The organism is Clostridium bornimense, from assembly GCF_018917145.1.
Lineage (GTDB): Bacteria > Bacillota > Clostridia > Clostridiales > Clostridiaceae > Clostridium_AN > Clostridium_AN bornimense_A.
The window spans coordinates 1-25,657 of the sequence record NZ_JAHLOD010000007.1; the positions used below are offsets into that span (position 1 = coordinate 1).

The following is a 25,657-nucleotide window of genomic DNA, read 5'->3' on the forward strand; positions in this document are numbered from 1 at the left end:
AGATTCAATTTTAACATAGAAATCAGGGGGTCGTTGTTTTTTTATACAAAAAAACTTCTAAAACCTTGATATATAAAGATTTTTAAAGAAAGAAGTGTAAATAAACTTTACACTATCTAAAATAAGAAAGAGGTTAATATATGAGGATATGGAGATTAGAATTTGGCTTAGATGAATATGATGATTTAAAAACAGATAAGGAATGGAGCATCGAAAAGATACGGGAGTTTGATGGAAGAGAACATGACAAGGATTGGGAAAAAGTAAAAGTAGTTAGATTAGAGCCAGAAAAAAAATTACCACTTAGTAATGCCCCAGGATTTTTTTCTCATATACCGGTTATAGATAAAAGAGCCAAAGATATATTGGAAAATTATATTTCTGATTTTGTAGAAATTTTACCATTGATTAATGATGAGAGAGATTTTTGGGCAATTAATATTACAAATGTATTAGATTGTGTAGACTATGGAAAATCTATTTACAAGATGTTTCCAGATGGAAAAAGAATATTACGATTTAAAAAGTATAGTTTTATTGAAAAAAAATTAATTGGTGAAAATATATTTAAAATTAAAGATGAATTATTAGCAGCACCTTTTGTATCTGATGAATTTAAAAATATAGTAGATTTTAATAACTTGACTGGATTTAAATTTAGATTAGTTTGGGATAGTAAAGATGATTAATGATATATAGAATACAATAATATATTTTTAAAATTTAATATAAGTAAAATTTGAAATTAGATAGAAACTATAAAATCAGTATTATGTGTATACATGCATAATGCTGATTTTTATCTATAGGTATGACGTTTGGAGCAGCTTTATCAGGTTTTGGATTAATAACTGTACCAGCATCAGAATCTGTCGCACTTGGAGCAGCTATAGAAGGTGTAGCATCAGTATGTGTTGCAGTGCGTGCAGGATGTGAATTACAATATATAAAGAGTAAGATGGACGATGACCTTTATAAGCTTGAGGAAGCTAGTAAGGAGTCAAATGAAGCTATTAAATGGACAAAGCATGGATACATTTTCTTCAAAAGAATATGAGTTGGAAAGATATAATTAAATCGACTGAAAATGGTCCGGCAAAATATAAACCAGGAATAGATATTGAAGCATTAGAGAGAATGGTATGGGAAAAAGGCACCCTTGCAACCAATGGGAAAACATGGGGAGTTATGGAGTTTGGTGACATCATTGGTGCTAGCGCTGGAGCTGAAACTAAATATATGAGAGTTGAAATGAGTGGTGGAACAATACATGGACATCCAATAATAGAATCTGAATATAAGAAGTTAATAAAATAGGAGAGTGAGTACATTTGTTTGAAAATATTAATTTTGGAAAAGGCATAAATAAAAAGTATATTGACTTTAATGTAAATAAAGATATTCCATTAAAAGATCAGATTGATTTATTAAAGGAAGATTTGTTACAAGTTAGTTATGATAATAATTATATTATAGATATGGGATGGTATCCTGAATTTGATAGGGAAGGAAATTTTGAAATTTATATTATAAAAGATAACCGATGGGATAATCCGATTTTACATAAAAAGTGTAAAGATTTAGATTTATTAAATGAATATATATATGAATGTATAAAGTTAATAGAGTCTAAAGCTAAGTAAGTTCTATTCTAGCTATATTAGAAAGAGAATAGTTCAATTTCTATACTAAAGGAACTTTAATTATAAATTTTATTTATAGTTAAAGTTCCTTTTAAAATAGTTTAAAATTAAGTATAGAATAAGTAATAGTTAAATTAGAAAAAGCATCAACTAGAGTAGCATTAGCTACAGGTTTCTTTTCAATACCTGTTGTGAGGGCAGCTACTATAAAAGATGCAATTGCTGTAGTTATATCAATTTCACTAGTAGTATATGCAGGTGCGGAAGTAATATATATAGCTTATAAAACAAATGATGATTTACATAAGCTTGATGAAGCTAGTAATGGTGGTAGTACATCAGTAGGAAGAATGGATTTAGCAGGTAAAAAGCATCCCGTTTCTGGAGTGGAATTTGATTCAAATGGTTTTCCAATATTTGAATCAAAATATAGTATGCAACTTAACCCAGAAGATTATCTAAAGTCAAGAGGTACACATTTTGATAGAGCAAGTAAAGCACTTTACAATGACATTATGAAAGACAGTAATTTAAGAAGTCAATTTACAGATGCTGAAATTGCAATATTCAAAGAAGGAGGGGTGCCAAAGGCATACACATGGCATCATCATCAAGATGCAGGAAAGATGCAACTTGTTAATAGAAAGATACATAGACAAACAGGTCATACGGGTGGATTCAGTATCTGGGGACCTGGAAATTAGAAAGGAGATTTTAGATGAATTGGAATTATGAGAATCATATAATAACAGATGAGATGATAAAAAATGTAAAGGATGTTTTAAAAGTGAATTTCCCTGAAGATTTTCTATCTATCATAAAAAAATATGATGGAGGTTATCCTAGTCCAAATAAAATTACTATTAATGAAAATGATGAAATTGTAAATAATTTGGTTAGCTTTTTGGAATATGATGTAAGTTTTATACTTGATATTTTTGAGGAAACTGAATATCTAAAAAACACAAAACTAATACCAATAGCAGAAGACCCGTTCGGTAATTTATTTTGTTATGATTTTAATGATGGAAGAAGTAAAATTGTATTTTGGAATCATGAGAAGATTAATGATAAAAAATTTGTATGTAATAATTTTGCAGAATTTATACAAATGTTACACGACTAATTAGATTATTATTTAGTATATCATAATATCTAAATTGTTTAATCCATATCCTTATTAATTTCTGTAGAAGATTTAAAAAAATTACGTGGGTTTTATTTCTATTTTGATATAAGGAGGATAAAAATATGAAAATATGGGAGTTAGATGCAGATGCTAATAATTATGATAACTTTTGTATAGCTGATGACAAATTTAAGGAATTTATGGAGTATAGATTTGATGGGAAAAGTATAAAAGATAGATGGAGACATTTTCGTATTGAAAATATGGATAACGTAAAAAAAGGAGATATTCCAAGTTTATTTGGTTCAATTCCTGTATTTAGTGAAAGGGCTGTTAAAGTATTAAGGGAGTATTTAGAGGACAATGCTGAAATTTTGCCTCTTCAACATGATGGAGAAAAATATTTTTTAATAAATGTGACTAATGTTCAAGATTGTATTGACTTTGAAAATTCTGAGATTAAGAGGTTTCCGCATTCTGGTAGGATTATGAGATTTGTAAAATATTCATTTAAGGAAGATGTGGTAAAAAATCAGCATATTTTTAAAATTAAACAAAAGACTAAAGGGATAGTACTTGTATCTGATGAATTTAGAAATAAGGTACTTAATTCTGAGTTAGAAGGTTTTGATTTTATTGAACTTTGGGATCCTGAAAAGAGTAAATAATATTTACATATTTATTATGTTATTTTCAGAATTAATGTAGTTAGATAGAAACTATAAAATCAGTATTATGTGTATACATGCATAATGCTGATTTTTATCTATTGGTATGACGTTTGGAGCAGCTTTATCAGGTTTTGGATTAATAACTGTACCAGCATCAGAATCTGTTGCACTTGGCGCAACTATAGAAGGTGCAGTATCAGTATATGTTGCAGCATATGCAGGATGTGAATTACAATATATAAAGAGTAAGATGGACGATGACCTTTATAAGCTTGAGGAAGCTAGTAAGAAAACTACTGAAGTACCTGATTATATAAAAGATAATCGTGTACCAATAGATAAGGAAACTATATTAAGAAAAAAAGAATATCAGAAGACTAATATTAAAGTTAAAGGTGCTCAAGTTTATAAAAATGGAGATAAGTATTATTATCGCGATACTTTTCATACAGGTGAGGCGGCACATTTAGAGGTATTTGATAAGAAGGGAAATCATATTGGTGAAGCTAATCCGCAAACTGGAGAATTAATACCAGGAACTGCAGATGCAACCAAAAAAATTAACATAAAATAAGATATTTAACATAAAGCTATAGAGTTTCTTTATGGTAAATATTTATTTTAGGAAGAGGATTTAGATGTTAAAAAAAATAAGAGAACTTAAGCAAACTGATAATGATATATATTTTATGGAAGTTTTATCAGATAAAATAATCATCAATGATAATTATGAAGGTATATTAATACTTGATAGCAATCTTAATGTAATAAAAAGACTGAAGATTTTTAAAGGTATAGCAATATATTCATCTTTCGTAAATAAAAATGGAGAGATTTTATTATTTTGTCCAGATAATGAGTGTATGGTATATATTAATATTGAAGACTATCAGTACAAGGTGATTAGTCTTAAAAATGGATTAGAGGATTTAATTTTTTCAACTTTATATGAATGGAATGAGAATAGTTTAATTTTAACAACATATAAGGATGAGTTTTATAACATTTGTGTACATGAAAAAACAATACAAAAAATTGATTATAAAGAAATCGAAAGATTATATCCTAATTTATATAACTTTTATCAAGAGTTAATGAAGTATAAGGTTATTAAAGTGTTTTCTGATGAATACATAGCAATTATATATGATGAGAATTGTAATATTAATATGATTAACTTTAGGTACAAAACTAAACAAGTTCTTAATAATGTTTCAGACGATTTTCTCGATATAGAATTTATAGATGAAACATTTGCTATAGTAAATGAAAATACAATAGAGATACTTAAAAGATATTATAAAGAAATAATAGATAGAAATAAGGAATTTATATTTTTAAAAGCGAGATTCTTAAAAAAAGCCAATAATATTTTTCTTGTTACATTGAGTAGTAGTCAATCAGATGTGAATTATTCTAAAATTGATATGTTTCAATTGCACAACTTATAGTTGATTAAAGTTGAATTTGTAATTATAGATAGTGAAAAGATGTATAATATTAAGTTTGATGAGAATATAAAAGAATTTTATTAAGTATATAAAGAAGGTGAAATAATGAAATTAGCAGATTCAGAAATTATTGCAGGAGATAGAATTGGGAATATTTATTTAGGAATGACATATGAAGAATTTAGCACTCTCTATGGAGATGATGATAAATCAGAAGAAGTTAGATATAGTTGTAGTTTTAGAATTTTATTTGAAAATTTTATGGTACTGTTTTCAAATGATGAAAAAAAGTTAGATGAAATTACGGTTTTTGGAGATTTCAAAGGGAAATTTAGAAACATTATAGGAATTGGATCTACATTATCAGATGTTGAAAAATATATAGGAGATTATTATGAAGCATATGAAATATGCCCTACATATGCTATTAAAGATTGTGATGGAATATGTTTTGAATTATTAGATATAGATGCTTTAACAGATGACTACATTGAGTATGATTATGATTCTATTGAAAAATTACTTCCTATTGAATATATTACTATATTCAAAGGGAAACCATAAATTATTTCTTGTAGTTTAATCTCTATCCTAAAGAAACTTTAATTATAAATTTTATTTATAGTTAAAGTTTCTTTTTTGAAATAATTTAAAAGTAAGTATAGAATAAGTAATAGTTAAATTGAAAAAAAGCATCAACTAAAGTAGCAGTAGTTACAGGTACAGGTTTCTTTTCAATACCTGTTGTGGGGGCAGCTACTATGAAAGATGCAATTGATGTAGTTATATCAATTTCACTAGTAGTATATGCAGGTGTGGAATTATTATATATATTTTACATGAAATTAGAGAACAATTACTTAATGGTACATTTCCATTTTGATATAAGGAGGATAAAAATATGAAAATATGGGAGCTAGATGCAGATGCTAATAATTATGATAACTTTGATATAGCTGACGACGAATTTGAGGAATTTATGGAGTATGGATTTGATGGGAAAAGTATAAAAGATAGATGGAGACCTTTTCGTATTGAAAATATGGATAACGTAAAAAAAGGAGATATTCCAAGTTTATTTGGTTCAATTCCTGTATTTAGTGAAAGGGCTGTTAAAGTATTAAGGGAGTATTTAGAGGACAATGCTGAAATTTTGCCTCTTCAACATGATGGAGAAAAATATTTTTTAATAAATGTGACTAATGTTCAAGATTGTATTGATTTTGAAAATTCTGAGATTAAGAGGTTTCCGCATTCTGGTAGGATTATGAGATTTGTAAAATATTCATTTAAGGAAGATGTGGTAAAAAATCAGCATATTTTTAAAATTAAACAATATCCTAGAAGCATAGTACTTGTATCTGATGAATTTAGAAATAAGGTACTTAATTCTGAGTTAGAAGGTTTTGATTTTATTGAACTTTGGGATTCTGAAAAGAGTAAATAATATTTACATATTTATTATATTATTTTCAGAATTAATATAGTTAGATAGAAACTATAAAATCAGTATTATGTGTATACATGCATAATGCTGATTTTTATCTATAGGTATGACGTTTGGAGCAGCATTATCAGGTTTTGGATTATAGGAGGGTAAAATGTTTACTATAAAATATAGAATTATAGATGGTACAGTACAGGAATTAAAATATATAAGTTTAGATGAGTTCATACGAATTTTTGATGGAGATATAGAGGGGCAAATAGAACTTAATTTTAATGGGAAAATTATAGGCTTTGTAAATAAAGAAGTTAATGTTGCAGTAGAGTGGCTAATTTGGTGGTTTACATTATTAAATGAGATGATATATGAATTGAATAAATTGAATAGTTCTAAAATGGATATACCTGAAACTGATGGAATCTATATATGGTTAGAAGTTGAAGAAGATTTAATTAATGTGAGAAAAGTAAAGGGAAGATCGAATTTCTCAAATGATGAAATTGATGACGTTGAGCAATGTGAGTGGGATAATATAAAAATAAGTAAAGATGAATTTATTAATAGTATTATAAGAGCAAGTGATTCGTTAATAAAGGAAATATATAATATAAATTATAGGTTATTAGAGGCAGAAAGTATAAAAAACTTAAAAAGAATTATTAAACAAAATTATAATTACGCATCATTCTGAAAGTAGAGAAGAAGAAGATTAGTGCATAATTTTAATAAAAAGAAAGATGTGGCTGTAAATTATAAATATATAAAGATTATTAAAACAACAAAAAGTGTTCCCTGGGGACACTTTTTTGTTGTTTATAATAGATTTGGGAAATAAAATGAGTTATATATATTCATAGTGATTATTGTATTTCTATCCTATTTGAAGATGGAGAAGTTTTTTCTATTTTAGGTAATACAATTTTTAATTCTCCATTTTCAAATTTAGCTAGGATATCGTCTTTATTTATATTATCTACATAGAAAGATCTTGAGAAGTTGCCGTAATGACGTTCTCTTCTTATATAATTATCTTTCTCTTCATTTATAAATTCATCTCTTTTAGCAGAGATAGTTAAGTTGTTATCCTTATATTCAAGAGAGATATCTTCTTTCTTGACGCCAGGTAATTCAGCTTCTACTAAATATTCATTTTCGGTTTCTTTAATATCAGCTTTAAAAGCATTAGCTTCTTTATAAAATGGTGTAAAGAAGTCGTCATTAAAGAAGTCTGATAATAAGTTTCCGAATCCATCTCTTTTGTTATCAATTGAATTAGTATTAAAAGGTATTAATCCGAACATATAAAAGACCTCCTTTAAAATCTTTGTTGGATTTAATTTGTTTTATTGATTTATTGTTTTCTTTTTTCTTTATGCCTATATTATAGAATTTACAGCATATATAAGCAAAATCCGTTTAGTTTAGTTAAAAATTAAAATGGATTATAGCATAGTGCAGTTTGAAAATATTATGATGAATCTTAAAATATCTTTAAAAATCTTGCGTTTTAGCACTCACTTGATGAGAGTGCTAACAAAATATCTTTGGATGTACTTTTTATAGAATACTAAAGCATTGTTACTATATAATATAGACAAAATGGTTTGGAACAAGTTATCTTTTTAATATTTATAGGGGATGTGAACATCGTTGTATATATTGTGATTCGAGAAGTTTATGTTATAAGATAGAAAACTTTTGTAGCTATGACAGTTACTACAACAGACGATATTATTGCTAGAAAAGTGGAAACTTTTGCACCTTCTTCTACAGATCGGTTTAAAGCTTTAGGTATTCTGTCTACTATAGTAATATGCACGAGTATTACAATGATGCCGATATTGCCATTTATTGAAGATACTGAGGAAAATATAGTAGATATCGTGAAAAAGGCAGATTATTATGGTGTAAAATAAATTGTTCTTTGGTTCGGTATGACTTAAGAGATAGGCAGAAAGATTATTATTATAAAAATCTTGATGATAAGTTTCCGGGAATTAGAGAAAGATACGAAAAGATATATGGAAGTAGATATAAATGTTTTGTTAAAAATATAAATAGTTTAGACTATATATTGAGGGATAATTGTGTAAAGTATGGGATTAATCTTAAGATGCCTACATATCAAAAAAAATATCTGATTTACAATTAAGTGTTTTGAGGAATGTATCTTCAAAGGAGTAAACTTGTCATAAATATCATGAAAACAACAAAAAGTGTCCTCAGGGGACACTTTTGTTGTTTTTAATAAGTTGATTATTGAATATCAATCTTATTAACTTTTTCTTCAGTCTTTGGAAGTTTTGGTAAGGTTACGATAAGCTCACCATTATCAAACTTGGCTGAAATAGAATCTTCTTTTATGTCTTCTACGTAGAAAGTTCTTGAGAAGGTACCATGATGACGTTCCTTTCTTACGTAGTTATCTTTTTCTTCATCGATAGTTTCATCTCTTTTAGCAGAGATAGTTAAGTTGTTATCCTTATATTCAAGAGAGATATCTTCTTTCTTGACACCAGGTAATTCAGCTTCTACTAAATATTCATTTTCGGTTTCTTTAATATCAGCTTTAAAAGCATTAGCTTCTTTATAAAATGGTGTAAAGAAGTCGTCATTAAAGAAGTCTGATAATAAGTTTCCGAATCCATCTCCTTTGTTATCAATTGAATTAGTATTAAAAGGTATTAATCCGAACATATAAAAGACCTCCTTTAAAATCTTTGTTGGATTTTATTTGTTTTATTATTTATTGTTTTCTTTTTTCTTTATGTCTATATTATAGAATTATGGGAAAATATAATCAAAATCCATTATGATTTATTAAAAATAAAATTGATTCATGAGAGAATGGGTTAAAAAAATAATGCAATAAATCTTAAAAATACTTTGAATATCTTCGTTTTTTAGCACTCACTTGATGAGAGTGCTAACAATTTTAAAATGTTAATAATATTCACATTAATATCTTTATAATCGATTAAGTTGATAAGGATATGAAATATAGTAAAAGTGAGGCATATATGAAGTTTTGCAATAAAAATACACATATAAATATTTTGTAAAATAATATTAAAAATAGTATAATTTATAGAATAGATTAGTTATTTGGAGGAAAAGATTTAATGAAGAAAAATAATGTAAAATATAGTGAGCTTCTAAAGATATTTAAAGATCTTAGAAAAGAGCAGATATTTTTATTTTTTATATGCTCAATATCAGTAATAGCAAATACATTTCTAGTTTATTAAGTGCAAGGATTAGTAGATGGAATTAATAATAGTATCCCTTTTAAAGATTTAGTTAAAGTATTTTATAAGATACTATTTTGGGGTATTTTCACCTTTATATCTGAATTATATCAAGTAAAAAGATGGCATTATTTTGGTAGTAAATTAATTAATAATATGAGATATAAGATGTATAAAAGTATGATAAGAAAACCGATAAAGTTTTTTGATAGTAATACAACAGGGGACATTGCATCAAGAGTATTAAATGATGGAAGTTCTATAGCAGAAAGTGCAGGGATTGAGGTACTAATGTTTATACTTAACTTATTTAAAATTGCTATTGTTATGATTGTATTATTTTCATTTAATATTAAATTAGCATTGATAGTTCTTATTATATTGCCAATATATTATTTATTACTTGTTAAAGTAAATAAGAATATGAGAGATGCATATAGAGATGAAAGAAAAGCATTTGCAGATATGCAACAATTATTGATAGAAAATGTCAATGGTATCGTGAATATAAAAACTTTACAAAAAGAAGAGTATTTTTCTAAAAAATTTGATGATGCTGTGAATAAAAAATATTATTCTAAGATAAAAACAGTAATAAATCTTCAAGTAACTGTAGCAGCGATAAATGAAATTATGACTATTTTTTTGCCAGTAATGATTTTAATTTTAGGAGCATATTTTGCTTACAATAAGGAAATTACAATAGGAACATTAATAGCTTTTTACACCTATTTAGCAAGTTTAGTAGAACCTATAGCAAATCTTACTGATTATTATCAAGGATCTAAGCAAGCTCTTGGTGCAGCAGATAGAGTTTATGACTTTATATTTGATGTTGAAGATAATGATAAAAAAGAAGAATTTAATTGCGATGTAGAAAAAATTGATATTAATATTGAGAAGTTTTCTTGGAGTGATAAAACTATTTTAGAGAATTTTAAGTATAAAATAGAAAAGGAAGATAGAATCTTTATTAAAGGTGAGAGTGGAAAAGGTAAAAGTACATTATTAAAATTGATTATGAATTTTTATGATGTTAATAATGGAAAAATTACTATTAATGATAAGGATATATCGAAGGTGAAGGAAAGTAGTTTATATGATAATATGTTAATGATGACTCAAGAGCCATTTATTTTTGAGGGAACATTAAAAGAAAATTTGCTTTTAGGAGATAATTTTACTGATGATGAAATTGCAAAAATTGCAAAGGTAGCTTGTATTGATAATCTTATTGAGGAAAAAGGTATAGATTATGAAATATTAGAAGGAGGCTCTAATTTGTCTGGTGGACAAAAGCAAAGAATCGCCCTAGCGAGAATTTTAATTAGAAAACCAAGTGTATTAGTGTTAGATGAAGCGACAAGTGCACTAGATAAGACAACAGAGAAAAGTTTGATAAGAAATCTTGATAGATATTTAAAAGAAAATGGTATTACTTTAATTGCGGTTTCTCATAATAATGAAATTGAAACGATATGCAATAAGGAAATTATTCTTAGTTAAAAAATAAAAATGTACGTGACGTACATTTTTATTTTTTTCATAAACCCTTTTTTAAAATCAGTATTAAGGATAGCAAAGTAGTTTATTTGCTATCCTTTTTATATTATAAGTCTTATTTATTTAAGTCTATTGTGTAAGCTTCATCATATTTAATTTCTATAGGAGAATCCATATAAAAACTAATTTTTTTAGCTTTTTGGAAATTAGCATCTGTGTAAAATCCATGAGTTGTAATATAGGAGTTTGAATTTCTATCAAAAATTCTATATCCATAACCATGGTCGTTTCTATCACCTAATTGGGTACCATTTTCATCATATATACTAGTTTCTACGTAATCAAAAACATGGTATCCATCATAATGATATTTTAAATTAATCTTACCATCTTTAGTGGAAACATCTTCAATTATTATTTTTTTATCACCTAGATCTATGGAAGAAGGCATGTTATCTAAGTCATATAAAGGTGTTATATGAGGAACATCTGTATCAGTTTGGCATACAGGAATAAGTTTTAATGATGAAATGTCAGTACTAGGTGTTAAAAATTCTATAGACATAATTGATTTGTCACCATCATAATCGTGATATTGTGCTATTGTCTCTAGATAATTATTTTTATCATCCATTAAGATAAAATTACTATTACAACTTTCGATAACAATTTGATTTCCTAGAGGTGAAAAACAAACATTTTTAATTTTCATATTAGTAGGTGGTACTTCATCAGAGTAAGAAGTGTTAAATCGTATATCTTTATCTATAGGGACATTTCTTGTATATGCTTTTGATTTTGTTTTATCGTAAGAAGTTTTTATAGACCAGTATATTTCTTCATCATTTTTATAACAATTGTTATAAAAGTTTATTTCTATATCCCCTTTATCTTCTATAGAGTAATTTGCAAGGCTGACCCTTTGAATAAGTTTAATTTTTGTTTCGGATTCTTTATATGAATCTGTTTCAGCACCAGTATTAGGGGTAGAATAACTCCTCTTACCGTTGATGATATATGAGATATCGGGCATATAGTTAAGGTATCCAGATGTTGGATCGAATAGTAAATCTTTTGAGGCTAAATCAATAGTAAAAGAACAAATTAAGAAGTTATCATCTATTGACATATTTTCTAAAGTAAATTTTACTCCATCATGCTCATCACTGATATTTACAGGTGTGCTAATTGATTCAATTTTATCTTTTAATCCTACAGTAGTAGTTGGTTTTCCATTAAAAAAAGATATAACATTATCTTTAATAACCTTTACATCTTCACCAAATACTACAGATCCAATAGTAAGAGTTGATATAAGTGCAACTGCTACTGAAACTTTTAATGAGCAAAATTTAAAGCTATTCCTTTTTACGTTACTAGGCAAAGTATCCAAAGTCTTCTTAAATTTAAATTTATAGCTATCTGGTAGTTCAATATTATCTTTTATTTTAGAAAGTTCATTTTTTAATTTATTATCCATGTTAACTATTACCTCCTAATAATTTATATAATTTTTCACGTCCTCTAAAAAGTCTAGTTCTCACAGCGTTATCAGAAATACCTATTGCTTTTGATATTTCTTTTGTAGTCATATCTTCGAAATAAAATAATGTTATTACTAATCGTAACTTTTCATCTAAGCTATTTAATGCGTTATACAAATCGATATTTATACATTGTGGCGAGGGAGTACTTTCCTCTTTAACTTTTTCAAGGGATATAGTCTTTTTATTCTTTTTATGCACCTTATTACATTCATTAATGAGAATACGTATAAGCCATGTTTTAAAATAATCATTTTTCTTGAGTTTATAAATTTTTTCATATGCCAGTATTATAGTATTTTGCATTGCATCTTCTATATCACATTCATTATGTAATATACTTTTAGCTACGCGATACATAGAAATCTTGTTACTTTCCATTAATGATATAAAGGCTTGTCTATCACCTTTTTTGGCAAGAGTAACAGTATCTAAATTAGAAGATGTAGTAGGTATAGTAGTAGCTTCCATAATTAACCTCCTTTACTAGATTAAATTTACACTAATTAGATATTTCAATCAATTAAAATGTTACAAAAATTTTTTTATATAGAAAAAATTTCAATAGTATTATTTTAAATAAAAATTGTAGTCTGAAAATTATTTATGATAAAATGTGTGTATCAAAAAATATATAGTTAAAGAGCGGAGAAAAAAATGAAGGTTGATAATTTACATGAACTTATTAGAGAGGCAACTGATAATAATAGGTATAGAAGAGGTGAGGAGTTATTAATAAAAAATAAAATATCTGATGCATATTTTACTATGGAGGATGGAATAATCGATATTCATGGTACAGTAAGTTCAAAAGATGAGTATTACAAATATAATGCAAAACTTGGGTTTAATAGTAGAAGCGAAAGATTGACTACTATGTCTTGTGATTGTATGGATTTTTATAATAGCAGATTTAGTAGTGAATATTTAATATGTAAACATATAGTGGCGTTAGGTCTTTTTTTTGAAGCGTGTAACAAAGGGAAAGATACAGAGAATATTCAGGATGAAAGAGAAAAAGAGTATGGAAATAATCTTATAGATGTGCTGGAATTACATAAAACGAGAGAAGAACTTGTGGATTTAGAAGTTTATATTTGTGAGAGAAATGGTAGATTTGAAGGAGAAATGAAAATAGGTACATCACAAATGTATGTAGTAAAGAGTATAAAAAAGCTCATTGAGGCTATTGAAGAAGAGGATATAATTGAGTATGGAAAAAATTTCACCTTTGACGGTAGCAGGCATTATTTTTCTGAAAGAGATAATGAAATTTTAGATTATTTTGAAGAGTATGTAGAATTACAAAAGCGATCAGATATGTTTGATACTTTAAGTGGAAAAAGTATAGTTTTTGTGAATAATGCATTAAAGAGACTTATTTTAACTTTAGGAGACAAATCATTTACTTTAAATATTAATAATAACTCATATAAGCCTAAGGTATATAAGTGTGATGTTCCACTAGATTTTGAAATAAAAGAAGATGATGATTGTATTCAATTATTAAGTAATAAAGAGTTACCAATACCATTAACATCAAAGGGAGATGTTATGTTTTGTAAAGGGAATGTATATTTACCTTCTAGAAATCAATATGAAAATCTTAAGTATTTTCATGGTAAATTAGTAAAGGACAATTGTATAAAATTTGATAAGAAAAACCTTAGTAACATTATAGAAACTGTTTTACCTATAGTTGAGGAAATATCGGAGAATGTAAATCTAGATGATAAAATTAGTAAAAATATTAGGCGTAATTGTACTGTAGAATTTTATTTAGATAGAAAAGGTGATGAGATATCTTGTGATGTAAGATATTTTTATGATGGGAAATTATATAAAAAGGATAATAAAAGTGATGAATTAATTATTAGAGATATTAAGACAGAAACAAAAGTTAAAAGAGCACTTGCTGATGCGAAATTCTATGAAAATAGAAATAAATTTATTTTTCAGGGTACAGAGGAAGATTTATTTGAGTTTATAGATAAAAAGATAAATAAATTAAAAGAAATTGGAGAGGTATTTTACTCTAACAAATTTAAGGAGCCTAAAATATACAGATCACCATCTATATCGGCATCAATTAAAGAGGATAAAGGTAGCTTTTTAAAGTTTGATTTTGCTATAGGATATATTTCACCAAAAGAATATAACAATATATTGAAAGCTTTTAAATCAAAAAGAAAGTATTATAAGTTAAAAGATAATAGCTTTATTGATTTACGTGATGATGAGACAAATGAATTTTTAAATTTTATAGATAAGGTTGCAGATAAATCAAATAATGGATCTATAAAAATTCATAATAGTAAGGCATTATATCTTAATAATATTTTAGAAGACAAAAAGATGCCTAAAGTTGAAGGAAAAGAATTGGTAGAAGATATTTCAGATGGATTTAATAATAAGAAAAATATTGATTATAAGGTTCCAGAGGAGTTAAATGCTACATTAAGAGAATATCAAGTTGAAGGTTTTAAGTGGCTAAAAAGTTTAAATAGGTATAACTTTGGTGGTATATTAGCTGATGAAATGGGACTTGGTAAGACTATACAAACTATAGCATTTTTATTAAGTGAAAAAGGTAAAAAGGCAATAATCGTAACTCCAACGTCACTGATTTACAATTGGGAAAATGAGTTTAATAATTTTGCACCAAATCTTAAAATAGGAATAGTTCACGGTGATAAAGAAAGTAGAGAAAAAGTTATAGAAAATTATAAGGATTTTGATGTTATATTAACTACATATGGAGTTCTTAGAAATGAAATAGATGAATTTAAAAAAATAAAATTCCACTATTGTATAATTGACGAAGCACAAAATATAAAAAATCCATTAGCACAAACATCAAAAGCAGTTAAGGAGATTAACTCTACTATGAGAGTAGCATTAACAGGAACACCTATTGAAAATAATTTAATTGAATTATGGTCAATTTTTGATTTTATAATGCCAGGATATCTTTTTACAGAAAGTAGTTTTAGGAATAAATTTATAAATGATAATGATGGAAATGAAGAGCTAAAACATCTTATAAGACCGTTTGTTTTAAGAAGATTAAAAAAGGATGTTATGATAGAACTTCCTGAAAAGATAGAGAAAAAACATTTTGTTGAGATGACAGATACTCAAAAGAAGATTTATAGCACTTATGTTAAAGATATATCAGAAAAATTAGAAGATAAAGATGTTACAAAGGATAAAATAACTATTTTTTCTTATTTAACTACCCTTAGACAACTTTGTTTAGATCCAAGTTTGGTAGTAGAAAATTATAGTGGTGGCAGTGGAAAGATTGATGTAGCGTTGGAAATTATAAAAGATGATATTGAAAATAATCATAAGATTTTATTATTTTCTCAATTTACATCAGTATTAGATATACTAGGTAAGGAACTACAAAAGAATAAGATAGAATATTTATATTTAGATGGTTCTACAAAAGCAAAGGATAGATTAGCATTAGTAGAAGAATTTAATAATAGTGAAAAAAGTAAGGTGTTTTTAATTTCATTAAAAGCAGGAGGAACTGGTTTAAATTTAACTAGTGCTGATGTTGTTATTCATTTTGACCCTTGGTGGAATCCAGCAGCAGAGGAACAGGCTACAGATAGAGCTCATAGAATGGGACAAAAAAATGTAGTTGAAGTAATAAAATTAATTGCAAAAGGAACTGTTGAAGAAAAAATTATAACAATGCAAGATGAGAAAAAGAAATTGATAAATGATGTAATTGACGGTAATTTATCAAATGGTTCATTACTTGGAGATCTTACAAAAGAGCAATTAATGGATTTATTTTCATAAATATTTTTAAAGTTAATATTGAGGATGGCAGAACAATATTTGCTATCCTTTTTATTATATTTTTTAATTTGATGACTACAAAAAGTGTCCGCCGGGGACACTTTGTAATAAATTAATCATATAATTCTGGTTCTAAAACTTCAAAATCATCAGAAAGATTTAAATTCAAATTAGCTGAAGCCAGTTTTGATTTTAATTCATTAGATAATCTTTTCAATATAACAAATTCATCAAATGAAGAATCTCTTCGAATACTTAACATCAAACATTCAAGTTTAGACATTAAATCTTTGCTAAAAAATAATCGTGTTGATATGTAAAAAATTATTTCCTAATAAGGCATCAGCATTGAATAAATATTTAAATTGATAAGATACTAATATTAATATAAAGGTAAAGGTGAAACTATGGATATTTACACAATAGGACATTCAAATTATTCTATGGATCGATTTTTAAGTATGCTAGAAAAATATAATATAAATTGCGTTGTTGATACTAGAGCTATACCTTATTCAAAATATAATGTTCAATATGATAAGGAATCTTTAAAGGAAACATTAAATAAAAAAGGCTATGTATATATTTATATGGGAAGAGAGTTAGCAGCAAAAAGAGAAAGTAGAGTTTCTTATAATAATGAGGGATATTGCGATTTTGAAAAAGCAGTTCATGAAGAATCTTTTATAAAAGGTGTTGAGAGATTGAAGATAGGATGTAATAAGGGTTATAGAATAGTATTATTAGGAGCAGTTCAAGATCCAATTCGTTGTCAGAGAGGAATTTTATTAGGACGTTATTTAATAAAAAGTGGATTTAATGTTAGGCATATTTTAGATGACTATTCTATTGCATCCCAGGAAAATCTAGAGTCAGAGCTACTAGATAAATATTTTAGTGATAGGGCACAAATAACTATGGATTCACTAATAGGAAATGGTATTGATGAGAGAGAAATGATAGAAGAAGGGTATAAACTTGCAAATAAAGAAATAGGATATAGGATTGAGAAGTTGAAGAGTAAATAGGAAATTCCTATTTATTTTTGTAAAGACTATCTATTAGATGATTAATAATTGTATGGATATTTATGCAATTTCAGCTATGTTATGAATTGAACATAAGGGGTAGGAGCAATATGAATAATTTTAATTTGGAGTTGTGAGAATTGGACATTAAAAGTTATATAGGAATTATGGAAAGTTAGTACTTAGATGCTGGCTTTTTATTATAAAAAATATTTATATAAACAAAATAATAGGATATAATTATAAAAAAGATAAATAGCAGGTGAAATGAATGAATGAAAAAACTTTAGAGTTTGCTATATTTTGTGTAGAGAGTTTATCAGAAAAATTGAATATAGATGCAGAAAAAATATATAATAGCTTAAGATTTGATAGTGATATATTGGATAATTATATAATAGGTTGTTATGAAGCATTACATTCTCAAAGTAAGGATTATATTGTGAATGATTTAATCGAGGTTATGAAAATGAAAGGTGTTTTATAATGATAGTTTATCATGGGTCATATTGTATTGTAAATAAGCCAGATATAAGATATTCAAGAGAGGCTTTAGATTTTGGAAAAGGATTTTATTTAACTAATATCAAAGAACAAGCTATAAATTGGTCAAAAAAGTTTAAGATAAGAGGGAAGAAAGCTTATCTAAATATTTATGAATTAGAATTAGAAAAAATAAAAAAAGCTTATAAGATTAAAATATTTAGTAATTATGATGAAGAATGGTTAGATTTTATACTTGAATGTAGAAATGGAAGTTTTATTTATAAGGATCATGATATTTTGATTGGTGGTATAGCAGATGATAGGGTATATAATACTATGGAATTATATATTGATAATTTAATTTCTAAAGAAGAAACATTAAAAAGGTTAAAGTATTATAAACCTAATAATCAGATTTGTATTGTAAATCAAGAGGTTATAGATTTACATTTAAAGTTTATAAAAGCGGAAGAGGTGTAATATGGAAGCGCATAGAGTACTATTACAATCTTTATATAAAAAGATAATTTTAAGATTTTCAAAGATTACAGGGAAAGATTTAGAGGAAAGTATGGATTACTTTTATAAATCAGAAACTTATGAACTTATAAGCCATGGAATTGGAGATATGCATTGTAAAGGAGAAGTGTATCTGACAGATGAATTAATGCTTGAATATGGATTAAAAAAAGAAAAAGGATACCCATGTGAGTTTGTTCACAGTATCAAAAGATAAAGATAAGTTAAATGAACATTAAAAGTTATATATGAGAAAAGTTAGTATTATCAGTACTAGCTTTTTTTATAGAAAATATTTATAGAAAAGAATAATATTAAAATGGGAAAATATTAATGGTGCTAAATAAAAATCTGTTTAATATGTGGTGGAGTTAGTTTAAATAGCTAACTCTTTTCTTATATGAGATATTATTATTTTTATAAGTATTATAATAAAAAACAAGGTTTATCTGCTGTTTTTGATGCTATTGAAATACAGTATAAGTTAGTGTTAGATTTTTTTAAACTAGAAGATGCTGGTAGGGTTCTTGTACGAGGGGTAAAGGATAAAGGAGATATAAAGGGAAATAAAGCTTTAGAGGAAGCTTATAAGTTAGGAATGAGCATTTATTGACTCATACATCAGGTATAGATGATGATACAGATATAATAATTGTGCTTTTATATTTTTAATTATAATAACTACAAAAAGTGTCCTCAGGGGACACTTTTTGTGTATAAAGCTTATTTTTAATCTAAGTTTAGAGTAACATCTCATAATTAAATTCATTCCATGGATAGTTTAGGAGCTGATGTTATGGATTTTTCATATACATTATCAGATAGGGAGCGTATGTTTAAAAATTATGTGGCAGATGAGTTTCCGATGTATAATGATACAGTGTCTCAATAGAGAGATAGTTTAAGGAGATATGTGCTATGAATAATAAAAGATTTCACAATTAGTGAACTATTGTGAGTGGTAACTTCCAATTTATAAAGTATGTTTTGATATATACGTGACGTAACTTTTGAAATTCATATTAAATTCTTATATTGGACATACAACTGTCACAATATATTGTTATATTATAATTGTAGTTAATGATAATAGTTAATTTTTTTCAAGTAATTTCCCTTTTTATTTAAAGAATGGTCTTTAATGATCATTCTTTTTTTTATATGGAAATAAGTGTGTTGTTAATAGAGTTGTTATATAATGGTATGTGATAGAAAAATTAGAACTTGTAGAGGTGGTAATATGAATTTAAGAATGGCTAATATTGATGACTTGCCACAGCTTAAAGCGGTATATGAAAAAATAATCGATAATATGAATAAAGACAATATTCAGATTTGGGATGAAATTTATCCATGTGAGTTTTTTTATGATGATATTGAAAATAAGCGTCTTTATGTTTTAGAGGAAAACAATGAGATAGTTTCTGCTTTTGCTTTATGCGATTCAAATGCAGGAGCTAAGTATGTGAAATGGGCAAACAAACATGATAAAGCATTATATATTGATAGACTTGGAGTTAATGTAAATTATTCAAGAAAAGGTATTGGCAGTGTAATGCTTAATAAGGCAATTGATCTTGCAAGAGATAAAGGTGCTAAATATTTAAGACTTTTTGTTGTTGATATAAATAAACCTGCGATAAATCTTTATATAAAAAATGGGTTTAAGAAGGTTGATGGAATTTATGATGAAATAATTGACGATGACTTTGTATTGCATGAATTTGGATTTGAAATAGAGACATCAATATGATGCAAATTAGAATTTATGGAGGTAAATGATATGCCAAGTCCAGAAAAGTTTAAGATTTCTTTAGAAAAGTTTGATATAGGTGGGGATGTCATTTTACAAATCAATGAAGGATATGAAGATATTGTTGATAAAACACCTAAGAAAACAAAGGCGGACTACTTTAAACGAGCAGTAGATATTATGACTGAGCAAGTGGAGGCACATAAACTCCAAGATGTTTTTGAATGGAATGCTTGTTGTAAGGGTGGAAAAAGAGAAAAGACATCAAAAGCTTTTGCAAAGGAAAATTTTCAGCTTTCCATTGATGAAAAACTTGAGAAAATAAAGGTTATTTCCAATATGGGACAACCTTTAAGGAATGAAGACGGAACCATAACGGTAAAAGCTGTAAGTTATTCAAATGGAAAAAAGTATTTATGTGCATGCTCAAATTTTAATGGGCTTAAATATGATTATAGTGTATCAAAAAATTACTGTTTTTGTTGTGCAGGACATTTTAAACATCATTATGAAATAATGTTAGGAGTAAAATTGAAGACTCTTGAAATAGTATCTTCTCCTTTAGATAGTAATGGAAAAAATCCTTGTGTTATAAAATTTGAAATTTTATAAATCTCAGTTTGTTGGTCTGATTATCCGAAATATCTTTTGAGAAGTCCCTCAAATATCTTACTATGTCTAGCTTTATCTTTACAAATTTCATGAATAGTATCATGAATTGAAATTCATATTAAATTCTTATAGTGGACATACAACTGTCACAATATATTGTTATATTATAATTGTAGTTAATGATAATAGTTGTTTTTTTAAAATCATTTTCCTTTTTATTTAAAGAATGGTCTTTAATGATCATTCTTTTTTATTTTTGAAATGTACGTGACGTAACATTAAAGTAGAGAATGGTGTTGTGGAGGTAAAGAAAGGTATATAGGAGTTATTATGTTAAGTATGGTATAATAAAGGTATATTATTACAAGTTAGAATTTAAGAAATAGTGATAAATAGGAATTTAAAGGTGCTAATATGAAGATAGAAATGTTAAAAGATTATCCAGAGTTTGTTGAAGAAGTAATAGAGTGGCTGAATAATGAATTCGGAAATGGAAATAGTTTTAAATTTTACCAGGGAATTATCGAGCATAGTTTGGTAGAAAATCAATTACCAATTACATTTATAGCAGTAGAGAATGGTATATTATTGGGAACTGTTGGAATTTGGCGAGGAGATTTACTTTCACGTCAGGAATTATATCCATGGCTTTCTGCGTTGGTTGTCAATCCAAATTATCGAAATAAAGGTATTGGACAAAGTTTGCAAAAGCATGTGTTGGAATATTGTAAGATGAGTGGATATAAAGAAATATTTTTATATACAGAGTTAAATGGATATTATGAAAAAAGTGGTTGGATACCATTTGACAAAGGATATGAGTATACCGGAAGTGAAGTCTGTATTTACAGGCAAAGTATATAAATTACCATTTTATAAAGTCATTTTAGATATGGTTTGAAATATACGTGACGTAACTTTTGAAATTCATATTAAATTCTTATAGTGGACATATAACTGTCACAATATATTGTTATATTATAATTGTAGTTAATGATAATAGTTAATTTTTTTAAATCATTTTCCTTTTTATTCAAAGAATGGTCTTTAATGATCATTCTTTTTTGTTATGTAGAAAAAGGTAAGAGTAGATATATGGTGAAAACGTCTAAAGGAAGAGAAAAGTAGTAGTCTTAGATGAACTTATAAACCATAGTTTTATATAAATGTTGTAACGAAGATTTGGAACTGTGAGGATTGGATATTAAAAGTAATATAGAAATAAAGAAAAGTTAGTATTATCAATGCTAGCTTTTTTATAAAAATATTTTTGAATAAACATAAATACATTTTAGGGATATCTAGTTATGAGAGCAGCAGCTAAAATACTAGAGAATATTGGAGAAGCAGAAATTATTTCAGTGTGATGTAATCCTTATGAAGTACTAGCATTAGATACAGATATGATTGGTTTTATCAGTTCGGTATATGGGTGGAAAATTATGCATAATCATAGAAAATATGTGGTATAATCTATTAATATTAAAGTAAACGACTTGAGTTACAGAAATAATTATAAGGGGTGTAATATGGGGAAGATAGTGGTTTTAGTGGGAAGTATGAGAAAGGAAGGAAATACAGATTTATTGGCAAAAGCCTTTGTAGATGGAGCATCTAAGAAGAATGATGTAGAAATTATATCAGTTGCAGAGTATAAGGTGAATCCATGCATAGGGTGTAATTCTTGTTTTGAAAGAAAGGATAATTCATGTTTTCAAAAGGATGATATGGAGATTATCTACAGAAAGTTAGCTAAGGCTGATATGATTGTCATAGCATCACCGGTATATTTTTATGGGATAAGTTCAAAATTGAAGGCAATTGTTGACAGATTACATACTCCACTTAGAAATAACTTTAGGGTAAAAAAGCTAGGCTTACTATTAGTGGCAGCAGCAACTTTACCTACTGTTTTTGATGCTATTGAAATACAGTATAAGTTAGTGTTAGATTTTTTTAAGCTAGAAGATGCTGGTAGGGTTCTTGTACGAGGGGTAAAGGATAAAGGAGATATAAAGAGAAATAAAGCTTTAGAGGAAGCTTATAAGTTAGGAATGAGTATTTGTTGATTATACATCAGGTGTAGGTGATGGTACAGTAATAGTATGTGCTAAACAAGAGTAAATAGATAAATAGAAATTTGAGAGGATGATAGCTATGGAATGTAAATTGTTACTGTTTGATTTAGATGGGACATTACTAAAAAGTGATAAGACCATATCAGAACATACACTTTCTGCTTTGAATGCTTGTAGAAGTAAAGGATTGATGATAGGTGTTTCAACTTCTAGAAGTGAACAAAATTCTATGACATTTCTTTCAGAACTTCTCCCAGATATACTTATTTCTAGTGGAGGTGCGTTAGTACAACAGAATGGTAACTACATCTATAAAGCAGAATTTTCAATAGAAGAAACAAATAATATGATTAGGACAGTTAGAGAAATATGTGGAGCAGATTGTGAAATAACAGTGGATACAATGGAAAGTCATTATTGGAATTATAAGATTGACCCTAAAAAGCAAGACCAGAGCTGGGGGGATAGTATTTATACTGATTTTAAGGATTTTAATCAAGAATCATTAAAAATCTGTGTAGAAATATTTGATTATGACAAAGCTGAAAAATTGAAAAATATTTTAACAGATTGTGATTGTGTCAGATTTTCTGATGGCTATTGGTATAAATTCACTAAAAAAGGGGTCACAAAGGAAAAGGCAATCACAGAAATATGTCATGTATGTAAATTCACACCGGATAACATCATTGCATTTGGTGATGACTTTGTTGATATAGGGATGCTGAAATTATGTGGTATTGGAATTGCTATGGGAAATTCTATACAAGATGTAAAACAGATTGCAGACATAGTAATTGGAACTAATGATAATGACGGAATAGCGGATTATCTTATGAAAACATTTATTTTATAAGTAGAAATTTAAAAGTGAGGAGATATAATTGATTTTAGAAACAGAACGTTTATTTTTAAGAGAAATGGAATAAACTGATTTTAAGTATTTAGAAGAAATGTTGCAAAATCCAAAAATTATGTATGCTTATGAGCATGATTTTTCAGATGAAGATGTACAGGTATGGCTTGACCGTCAAAGAAATCGATATAAAAAATATGGATTTGGACTGTGGGCTATGATATTAAAATCAACAGGGTGTATGATAGGACAAGCAGGCTTGACAATTCAAAAATATAGAGGTAGCGAAGTGCTTGAGATAGGTTATTTGCTAAAACAAGACTATTGGCATTGTGTATACGCAAGAGGTTGTAAAAAATATGCTTTTGAACAGCTCAATAAAGAAAAGGTCCATTCTATTATTAAAGGCTTCTATGAAAGTTGCTGAGAGTATCGGTATGAAAAAAGAAGATGAGTTTATTACTCAATTTTATAATGGAGATATGTTACATTATCTTTATTCTGTATACAAATAAAATCTAATTTGTAAGGTACTTAAAAGGTAAGTTTTAAAATATACGTGACGTAACTTTTGAAATTCATATTAAATTCTTATATTGGACATGTAACTGTCACAATATATTGTTATATTATAATTGTAGTTAATGATAATAGTTAATTTTTTTCAAATCATTTTCCTTTTTATAAAAAGAATGGTCTTTGAGGATCATTCTTTTTTGTTATGTAGAAAAAGGGTAGCTACAGTAAAAATAGCTAGTTACTTTCCTGTAACTAAGTATTTATAGAAATTGCGTAATAGGATATAATTTTAGTATAGTAATAAAAATTATTAAAACAGAGATGGATTTCAATTAAGGAGACTATATATGATATTATATCATGCGAGTGGAGAAGTTGTTGAATTTCCTGAAATAAGGAAATGTAGATATACAAAAGATTTTTCATGGGGATTTTATTGTACTAATAATTCCGAACAAGCAAAAAAATGGGCTAAAAGAAATAGAGATTTTCCAACAATTAATTATTATAAGTTTGAAGAAAAAGAAAATTTAAAAATATTAAAATTTAATGAAATGACAGATGAATGGCTTGATTTCATAGCAGAATGTCGTAATGGATTAGTGCATGATTATGATATTGTAGAAGGCCCTATGGCTGATGATACTGTTTGGAATTATGTTAATGATTTTCTAGCAGGTGATATATCAAGAAATGTATTTTGGGAACTCGCAAAATTTAAGCATCCAACACATCAAATCAGTTTTCATACATTAAAAGCGTTAGATTGCTTAAAGTTTGAAAGGAGTGAAGTATTAGATGAATGAAGAGGAGAAAAATGATTTGTTTTATGTATGTTCATTAATAGAATTTTTAGGGAGAAAGACAAAAAATCATAGAAGTGATATTGTTAAGATATTAGGCATTAAAGAACTTAACAGGCAAATGTCTTTAGCAGAAGTTAATCATTGTCTTTCATTTGACCAGGTATCAGATGAATTAATAGAGTATTTTAATATAAAAGATGGGGATTTTGATTCAGTTAAATTATGTAAATATACAGTTCCAAGTTTTTTGAGTATTGGTAAAGAGTATCAAAGGCTTATTATAGATGTAAGAAAAGAAAAAGAGGATATTGTTGATGTACTTTATAATGTGTTTACATCATTTATAAGTGATGAAATTTCAGATTTTAATTCATCTGTATATTATAGTAGTCCTGAGTATTTAAAATATAGTTATCTTGAAGGTAAATTGCTTACATAATGAGAAAGTTAGTACACTTTTACTAGCTTTTTATTTTTATTAAATTTTATAGATAAAGTTTACTTACAAACATCAGATGAATTAATAAACAAAATTTGTTATTATATTT

General features: G+C 26.9%; 35 protein-coding genes and 1 pseudogene. 30 read left to right on the top strand and 6 right to left on the bottom strand.

The genetic code is table 11. The features are described from left to right. Positions 1-140: 140 nt before the first annotated feature. The 13 genes from KQI30_RS03670 to KQI30_RS03730 all read left to right on the top strand — a co-directional run bounded on the left by KQI30_RS03670 (position 141) and on the right by KQI30_RS03730 (position 7,032). A complete protein-coding gene (locus KQI30_RS03670) occupies positions 141-689 on the top strand; it encodes an imm11 family protein (RefSeq protein ID WP_216461853.1) in 549 nt (182 codons plus the stop codon). 122 nt (positions 690-811) lie between these two features. Beyond that, positions 812-1,057 carry a hypothetical protein gene (locus KQI30_RS03675; RefSeq protein ID WP_216461854.1) on the top strand — a complete coding sequence of 82 codons (246 nt, stop codon included), beginning with the start codon at positions 812-814 and terminating at the stop codon, positions 1,055-1,057. After that, positions 1,018-1,317 carry a hypothetical protein gene (locus KQI30_RS03680; protein WP_216461855.1) on the top strand — a complete coding sequence of 100 codons (300 nt, stop codon included), beginning with the start codon at positions 1,018-1,020 and terminating at the stop codon, positions 1,315-1,317. The genes KQI30_RS03675 and KQI30_RS03680 overlap by 40 nt, the downstream gene beginning before the upstream one ends. Before the next feature lie 14 nt (positions 1,318-1,331). Further along, positions 1,332-1,643 carry a hypothetical protein gene (locus KQI30_RS03685; RefSeq protein WP_216461856.1) on the top strand — a complete coding sequence of 104 codons (312 nt, stop codon included), beginning with the start codon at positions 1,332-1,334 and terminating at the stop codon, positions 1,641-1,643. Positions 1,644-1,834: 191 nt separating this feature from the next. Further along, on the top strand, positions 1,835-2,347 hold the full coding sequence (locus tag KQI30_RS17005) for an HNH endonuclease (RefSeq protein WP_216461858.1): 513 nt from the start codon (positions 1,835-1,837) through the stop codon (positions 2,345-2,347). Between the two features lie 14 nt (positions 2,348-2,361). After that, positions 2,362-2,769, top strand: a complete 408-nt coding sequence (locus KQI30_RS03695) for an SMI1/KNR4 family protein (RefSeq protein ID WP_216461859.1) — start codon at positions 2,362-2,364, stop codon at positions 2,767-2,769. 125 nt (positions 2,770-2,894) lie between these two features. After that, entirely contained in the window at positions 2,895-3,440 is a 546-nt protein-coding gene (locus KQI30_RS03700; protein ID WP_216461861.1) for an imm11 family protein, read from the top strand. Between the two features lie 106 nt (positions 3,441-3,546). Continuing rightward, the gene (locus KQI30_RS17010) at positions 3,547-4,017 is read left to right on the top strand and encodes a hypothetical protein (RefSeq protein ID WP_253287372.1); all 471 of its coding nucleotides are present in this window, start codon (positions 3,547-3,549) and stop codon (positions 4,015-4,017) included. Between the two features lie 64 nt (positions 4,018-4,081). Beyond that, entirely contained in the window at positions 4,082-4,894 is an 813-nt protein-coding gene (locus KQI30_RS03710) for a hypothetical protein (RefSeq protein ID WP_216461862.1), read from the top strand. Between the two features lie 105 nt (positions 4,895-4,999). Beyond that, positions 5,000-5,458, top strand: coding sequence for a hypothetical protein (locus KQI30_RS03715; RefSeq protein WP_216461864.1), 459 nt, complete (start codon positions 5,000-5,002; stop codon positions 5,456-5,458). A gap of 197 nt (positions 5,459-5,655) precedes the next feature. Continuing rightward, positions 5,656-5,799: a hypothetical protein gene (locus tag KQI30_RS03720; RefSeq protein WP_216461866.1), complete on the top strand. Its 144-nt coding sequence runs from the start codon at positions 5,656-5,658 to the stop codon at positions 5,797-5,799. Then, a complete protein-coding gene (locus KQI30_RS03725; protein ID WP_216461867.1) occupies positions 5,796-6,341 on the top strand; it encodes an imm11 family protein in 546 nt (181 codons plus the stop codon). Before KQI30_RS03720 ends, KQI30_RS03725 begins: the two co-directional genes overlap by 4 nt. Positions 6,342-6,495: 154 nt before the next feature. Then, the gene (locus KQI30_RS03730) at positions 6,496-7,032 is read left to right on the top strand and encodes a hypothetical protein (RefSeq protein ID WP_216461868.1); all 537 of its coding nucleotides are present in this window, start codon (positions 6,496-6,498) and stop codon (positions 7,030-7,032) included. 169 nt (positions 7,033-7,201) lie between these two features. On the opposite strand, the gene KQI30_RS03735 is transcribed toward KQI30_RS03730, so the two are convergent. After that, positions 7,202-7,642: an Hsp20/alpha crystallin family protein gene (locus KQI30_RS03735; RefSeq protein WP_216461869.1), complete on the bottom strand. Its 441-nt coding sequence runs from the start codon at positions 7,640-7,642 to the stop codon at positions 7,202-7,204. 405 nt (positions 7,643-8,047) lie between these two features. Here KQI30_RS03735 and KQI30_RS17015 point away from each other — a divergent pair, with 405 nt between their 5' ends. Next, positions 8,048-8,257 carry a hypothetical protein gene (locus tag KQI30_RS17015; protein ID WP_253287373.1) on the top strand — a complete coding sequence of 70 codons (210 nt, stop codon included), beginning with the start codon at positions 8,048-8,050 and terminating at the stop codon, positions 8,255-8,257. 340 nt (positions 8,258-8,597) lie between these two features. Here the strand turns inward: KQI30_RS17015 and KQI30_RS03745 are convergent, their stop codons facing one another. Then, a complete protein-coding gene (locus tag KQI30_RS03745) occupies positions 8,598-9,038 on the bottom strand; it encodes an Hsp20/alpha crystallin family protein (RefSeq protein WP_216461870.1) in 441 nt (146 codons plus the stop codon). A gap of 425 nt (positions 9,039-9,463) precedes the next feature. Here KQI30_RS03745 and KQI30_RS17305 point away from each other — a divergent pair, with 425 nt between their 5' ends. After that, complete coding sequence (locus tag KQI30_RS17305; protein ID WP_301281798.1) at positions 9,464-9,589, top strand: hypothetical protein; 126 nt, start codon at positions 9,464-9,466, stop codon at positions 9,587-9,589. After that, entirely contained in the window at positions 9,590-11,095 is a 1,506-nt protein-coding gene (locus KQI30_RS03750; RefSeq protein WP_216461871.1) for an ABC transporter ATP-binding protein, read from the top strand. Between the two features lie 112 nt (positions 11,096-11,207). Here the strand turns inward: KQI30_RS03750 and KQI30_RS03755 are convergent, their stop codons facing one another. Together KQI30_RS03755 and KQI30_RS03760 are read right to left on the bottom strand one after the other, a co-directional pair. Continuing rightward, the gene (locus tag KQI30_RS03755; protein ID WP_216461872.1) at positions 11,208-12,572 is read right to left on the bottom strand and encodes a DUF4179 domain-containing protein; all 1,365 of its coding nucleotides are present in this window, start codon (positions 12,570-12,572) and stop codon (positions 11,208-11,210) included. Position 12,573: 1 nt separating this feature from the next. Further along, a complete protein-coding gene (locus tag KQI30_RS03760) occupies positions 12,574-13,107 on the bottom strand; it encodes an RNA polymerase sigma factor (protein ID WP_216461873.1) in 534 nt (177 codons plus the stop codon). 186 nt (positions 13,108-13,293) lie between these two features. Here KQI30_RS03760 and KQI30_RS03765 point away from each other — a divergent pair, with 186 nt between their 5' ends. Next, a complete protein-coding gene (locus tag KQI30_RS03765) occupies positions 13,294-16,452 on the top strand; it encodes a DEAD/DEAH box helicase (protein ID WP_216461874.1) in 3,159 nt (1,052 codons plus the stop codon). Between the two features lie 112 nt (positions 16,453-16,564). Here the strand turns inward: KQI30_RS03765 and KQI30_RS03770 are convergent, their stop codons facing one another. Next, positions 16,565-16,735, bottom strand: coding sequence for a hypothetical protein (locus tag KQI30_RS03770; protein WP_216461875.1), 171 nt, complete (start codon positions 16,733-16,735; stop codon positions 16,565-16,567). 124 nt (positions 16,736-16,859) lie between these two features. Between KQI30_RS03770 and KQI30_RS03775 the strand changes: the two genes are divergently transcribed. The 7 genes from KQI30_RS03775 (at position 16,860) to KQI30_RS03805 (ending at position 20,850) form a co-directional block, all read left to right on the top strand. Next, the gene (locus KQI30_RS03775; protein ID WP_216461876.1) at positions 16,860-17,480 is read left to right on the top strand and encodes a DUF488 domain-containing protein; all 621 of its coding nucleotides are present in this window, start codon (positions 16,860-16,862) and stop codon (positions 17,478-17,480) included. Positions 17,481-17,751: 271 nt separating this feature from the next. Then, positions 17,752-17,967, top strand: coding sequence for a DUF3791 domain-containing protein (locus KQI30_RS03780; protein ID WP_216461877.1), 216 nt, complete (start codon positions 17,752-17,754; stop codon positions 17,965-17,967). Next, positions 17,967-18,446, top strand: a complete 480-nt coding sequence (locus tag KQI30_RS03785; protein ID WP_216461878.1) for a DUF3990 domain-containing protein — start codon at positions 17,967-17,969, stop codon at positions 18,444-18,446. Before KQI30_RS03780 ends, KQI30_RS03785 begins: the two co-directional genes overlap by 1 nt. Position 18,447: 1 nt before the next feature. Further along, positions 18,448-18,702, top strand: coding sequence for a hypothetical protein (locus KQI30_RS03790; RefSeq protein ID WP_216461879.1), 255 nt, complete (start codon positions 18,448-18,450; stop codon positions 18,700-18,702). Positions 18,703-18,885: 183 nt separating this feature from the next. Continuing rightward, complete coding sequence (locus KQI30_RS03795) at positions 18,886-19,098, top strand: hypothetical protein (RefSeq protein WP_216461880.1); 213 nt, start codon at positions 18,886-18,888, stop codon at positions 19,096-19,098. A gap of 627 nt (positions 19,099-19,725) precedes the next feature. Continuing rightward, positions 19,726-20,238 (top strand): GNAT family N-acetyltransferase, encoded by a 513-nt coding sequence (locus KQI30_RS03800; RefSeq protein ID WP_216461881.1) that lies wholly within the window; start codon positions 19,726-19,728, stop codon positions 20,236-20,238. Positions 20,239-20,268: 30 nt separating this feature from the next. After that, complete coding sequence (locus KQI30_RS03805; protein ID WP_216461882.1) at positions 20,269-20,850, top strand: hypothetical protein; 582 nt, start codon at positions 20,269-20,271, stop codon at positions 20,848-20,850. 20 nt (positions 20,851-20,870) lie between these two features. Here KQI30_RS03805 and KQI30_RS03810 read toward each other — a convergent pair. Then, positions 20,871-20,960: pseudogene (locus tag KQI30_RS03810) on the bottom strand (NADH peroxidase); the annotation flags it as partial. A gap of 304 nt (positions 20,961-21,264) precedes the next feature. Here KQI30_RS03810 and KQI30_RS03815 point away from each other — a divergent pair. The 6 genes from KQI30_RS03815 (at position 21,265) to KQI30_RS03840 (ending at position 25,548) form a co-directional block, all read left to right on the top strand. Then, the gene (locus KQI30_RS03815; RefSeq protein WP_216461883.1) at positions 21,265-21,714 is read left to right on the top strand and encodes a GNAT family N-acetyltransferase; all 450 of its coding nucleotides are present in this window, start codon (positions 21,265-21,267) and stop codon (positions 21,712-21,714) included. 665 nt (positions 21,715-22,379) lie between these two features. Continuing rightward, complete coding sequence (locus tag KQI30_RS03820; protein WP_216461884.1) at positions 22,380-22,919, top strand: flavodoxin family protein; 540 nt, start codon at positions 22,380-22,382, stop codon at positions 22,917-22,919. An 88-nt stretch (positions 22,920-23,007) separates the two neighbouring features. Then, positions 23,008-23,784 (top strand): Cof-type HAD-IIB family hydrolase, encoded by a 777-nt coding sequence (locus KQI30_RS03825; RefSeq protein ID WP_216461885.1) that lies wholly within the window; start codon positions 23,008-23,010, stop codon positions 23,782-23,784. Between the two features lie 97 nt (positions 23,785-23,881). Further along, on the top strand, positions 23,882-24,211 hold the full coding sequence (locus tag KQI30_RS03830; RefSeq protein WP_253287374.1) for a GNAT family N-acetyltransferase: 330 nt from the start codon (positions 23,882-23,884) through the stop codon (positions 24,209-24,211). A 442-nt stretch (positions 24,212-24,653) separates the two neighbouring features. Next, positions 24,654-25,109: a DUF3990 domain-containing protein gene (locus KQI30_RS03835; RefSeq protein WP_437177719.1), complete on the top strand. Its 456-nt coding sequence runs from the start codon at positions 24,654-24,656 to the stop codon at positions 25,107-25,109. Beyond that, positions 25,102-25,548 (top strand): hypothetical protein, encoded by a 447-nt coding sequence (locus KQI30_RS03840; protein WP_216461887.1) that lies wholly within the window; start codon positions 25,102-25,104, stop codon positions 25,546-25,548. The genes KQI30_RS03835 and KQI30_RS03840 overlap by 8 nt, the downstream gene beginning before the upstream one ends. Positions 25,549-25,657: the final 109 nt, after the last annotated feature.

What these genes read in the sequence shown, in the direction of transcription:
- KQI30_RS03670 (WP_216461853.1), top strand. Translation starts at nt 141, where the DNA reads ATGAGGATATGGAGATTAGAATTTGGCTTAGATGAATATGATGATTTA.
- KQI30_RS03675 (WP_216461854.1), top strand. Translation starts at nt 812, where the DNA reads ATGACGTTTGGAGCAGCTTTATCAGGTTTTGGATTAATAACTGTACCA.
- KQI30_RS03680 (WP_216461855.1), top strand. Translation starts at nt 1,018, where the DNA reads ATGGACAAAGCATGGATACATTTTCTTCAAAAGAATATGAGTTGGAAA.
- KQI30_RS03695 (WP_216461859.1), top strand. Translation starts at nt 2,362, where the DNA reads ATGAATTGGAATTATGAGAATCATATAATAACAGATGAGATGATAAAA.
- KQI30_RS03700 (WP_216461861.1), top strand. Translation starts at nt 2,895, where the DNA reads ATGAAAATATGGGAGTTAGATGCAGATGCTAATAATTATGATAACTTT.
- KQI30_RS17010 (WP_253287372.1), top strand. Translation starts at nt 3,547, where the DNA reads ATGACGTTTGGAGCAGCTTTATCAGGTTTTGGATTAATAACTGTACCA.
- KQI30_RS03710 (WP_216461862.1), top strand. Translation starts at nt 4,082, where the DNA reads ATGTTAAAAAAAATAAGAGAACTTAAGCAAACTGATAATGATATATAT.
- KQI30_RS03715 (WP_216461864.1), top strand. Translation starts at nt 5,000, where the DNA reads ATGAAATTAGCAGATTCAGAAATTATTGCAGGAGATAGAATTGGGAAT.
- KQI30_RS03720 (WP_216461866.1), top strand. Translation starts at nt 5,656, where the DNA reads ATGAAAGATGCAATTGATGTAGTTATATCAATTTCACTAGTAGTATAT.
- KQI30_RS03725 (WP_216461867.1), top strand. Translation starts at nt 5,796, where the DNA reads ATGAAAATATGGGAGCTAGATGCAGATGCTAATAATTATGATAACTTT.
- KQI30_RS03730 (WP_216461868.1), top strand. Translation starts at nt 6,496, where the DNA reads ATGTTTACTATAAAATATAGAATTATAGATGGTACAGTACAGGAATTA.
- KQI30_RS03735 (WP_216461869.1), bottom strand. Translation starts at nt 7,642, where the DNA reads ATGTTCGGATTAATACCTTTTAATACTAATTCAATTGATAACAAAAGA.
- KQI30_RS17015 (WP_253287373.1), top strand. Translation starts at nt 8,048, where the DNA reads ATGACAGTTACTACAACAGACGATATTATTGCTAGAAAAGTGGAAACT.
- KQI30_RS03745 (WP_216461870.1), bottom strand. Translation starts at nt 9,038, where the DNA reads ATGTTCGGATTAATACCTTTTAATACTAATTCAATTGATAACAAAGGA.
- KQI30_RS17305 (WP_301281798.1), top strand. Translation starts at nt 9,464, where the DNA reads ATGAAGAAAAATAATGTAAAATATAGTGAGCTTCTAAAGATATTTAAA.
- KQI30_RS03755 (WP_216461872.1), bottom strand. Translation starts at nt 12,572, where the DNA reads ATGGATAATAAATTAAAAAATGAACTTTCTAAAATAAAAGATAATATT.
- KQI30_RS03760 (WP_216461873.1), bottom strand. Translation starts at nt 13,107, where the DNA reads ATGGAAGCTACTACTATACCTACTACATCTTCTAATTTAGATACTGTT.
- KQI30_RS03765 (WP_216461874.1), top strand. Translation starts at nt 13,294, where the DNA reads ATGAAGGTTGATAATTTACATGAACTTATTAGAGAGGCAACTGATAAT.
- KQI30_RS03770 (WP_216461875.1), bottom strand. Translation starts at nt 16,735, where the DNA reads ATGTCTAAACTTGAATGTTTGATGTTAAGTATTCGAAGAGATTCTTCA.
- KQI30_RS03775 (WP_216461876.1), top strand. Translation starts at nt 16,860, where the DNA reads ATGGATATTTACACAATAGGACATTCAAATTATTCTATGGATCGATTT.
- KQI30_RS03780 (WP_216461877.1), top strand. Translation starts at nt 17,752, where the DNA reads ATGAATGAAAAAACTTTAGAGTTTGCTATATTTTGTGTAGAGAGTTTA.
- KQI30_RS03785 (WP_216461878.1), top strand. Translation starts at nt 17,967, where the DNA reads ATGATAGTTTATCATGGGTCATATTGTATTGTAAATAAGCCAGATATA.
- KQI30_RS03790 (WP_216461879.1), top strand. Translation starts at nt 18,448, where the DNA reads ATGGAAGCGCATAGAGTACTATTACAATCTTTATATAAAAAGATAATT.
- KQI30_RS03795 (WP_216461880.1), top strand. Translation starts at nt 18,886, where the DNA reads ATGAGATATTATTATTTTTATAAGTATTATAATAAAAAACAAGGTTTA.
- KQI30_RS03800 (WP_216461881.1), top strand. Translation starts at nt 19,726, where the DNA reads ATGAATTTAAGAATGGCTAATATTGATGACTTGCCACAGCTTAAAGCG.
- KQI30_RS03805 (WP_216461882.1), top strand. Translation starts at nt 20,269, where the DNA reads ATGCCAAGTCCAGAAAAGTTTAAGATTTCTTTAGAAAAGTTTGATATA.
- KQI30_RS03815 (WP_216461883.1), top strand. Translation starts at nt 21,265, where the DNA reads ATGAAGATAGAAATGTTAAAAGATTATCCAGAGTTTGTTGAAGAAGTA.
- KQI30_RS03820 (WP_216461884.1), top strand. Translation starts at nt 22,380, where the DNA reads ATGGGGAAGATAGTGGTTTTAGTGGGAAGTATGAGAAAGGAAGGAAAT.
- KQI30_RS03825 (WP_216461885.1), top strand. Translation starts at nt 23,008, where the DNA reads ATGGAATGTAAATTGTTACTGTTTGATTTAGATGGGACATTACTAAAA.
- KQI30_RS03830 (WP_253287374.1), top strand. Translation starts at nt 23,882, where the DNA reads ATGTTGCAAAATCCAAAAATTATGTATGCTTATGAGCATGATTTTTCA.
- KQI30_RS03840 (WP_216461887.1), top strand. Translation starts at nt 25,102, where the DNA reads ATGAATGAAGAGGAGAAAAATGATTTGTTTTATGTATGTTCATTAATA.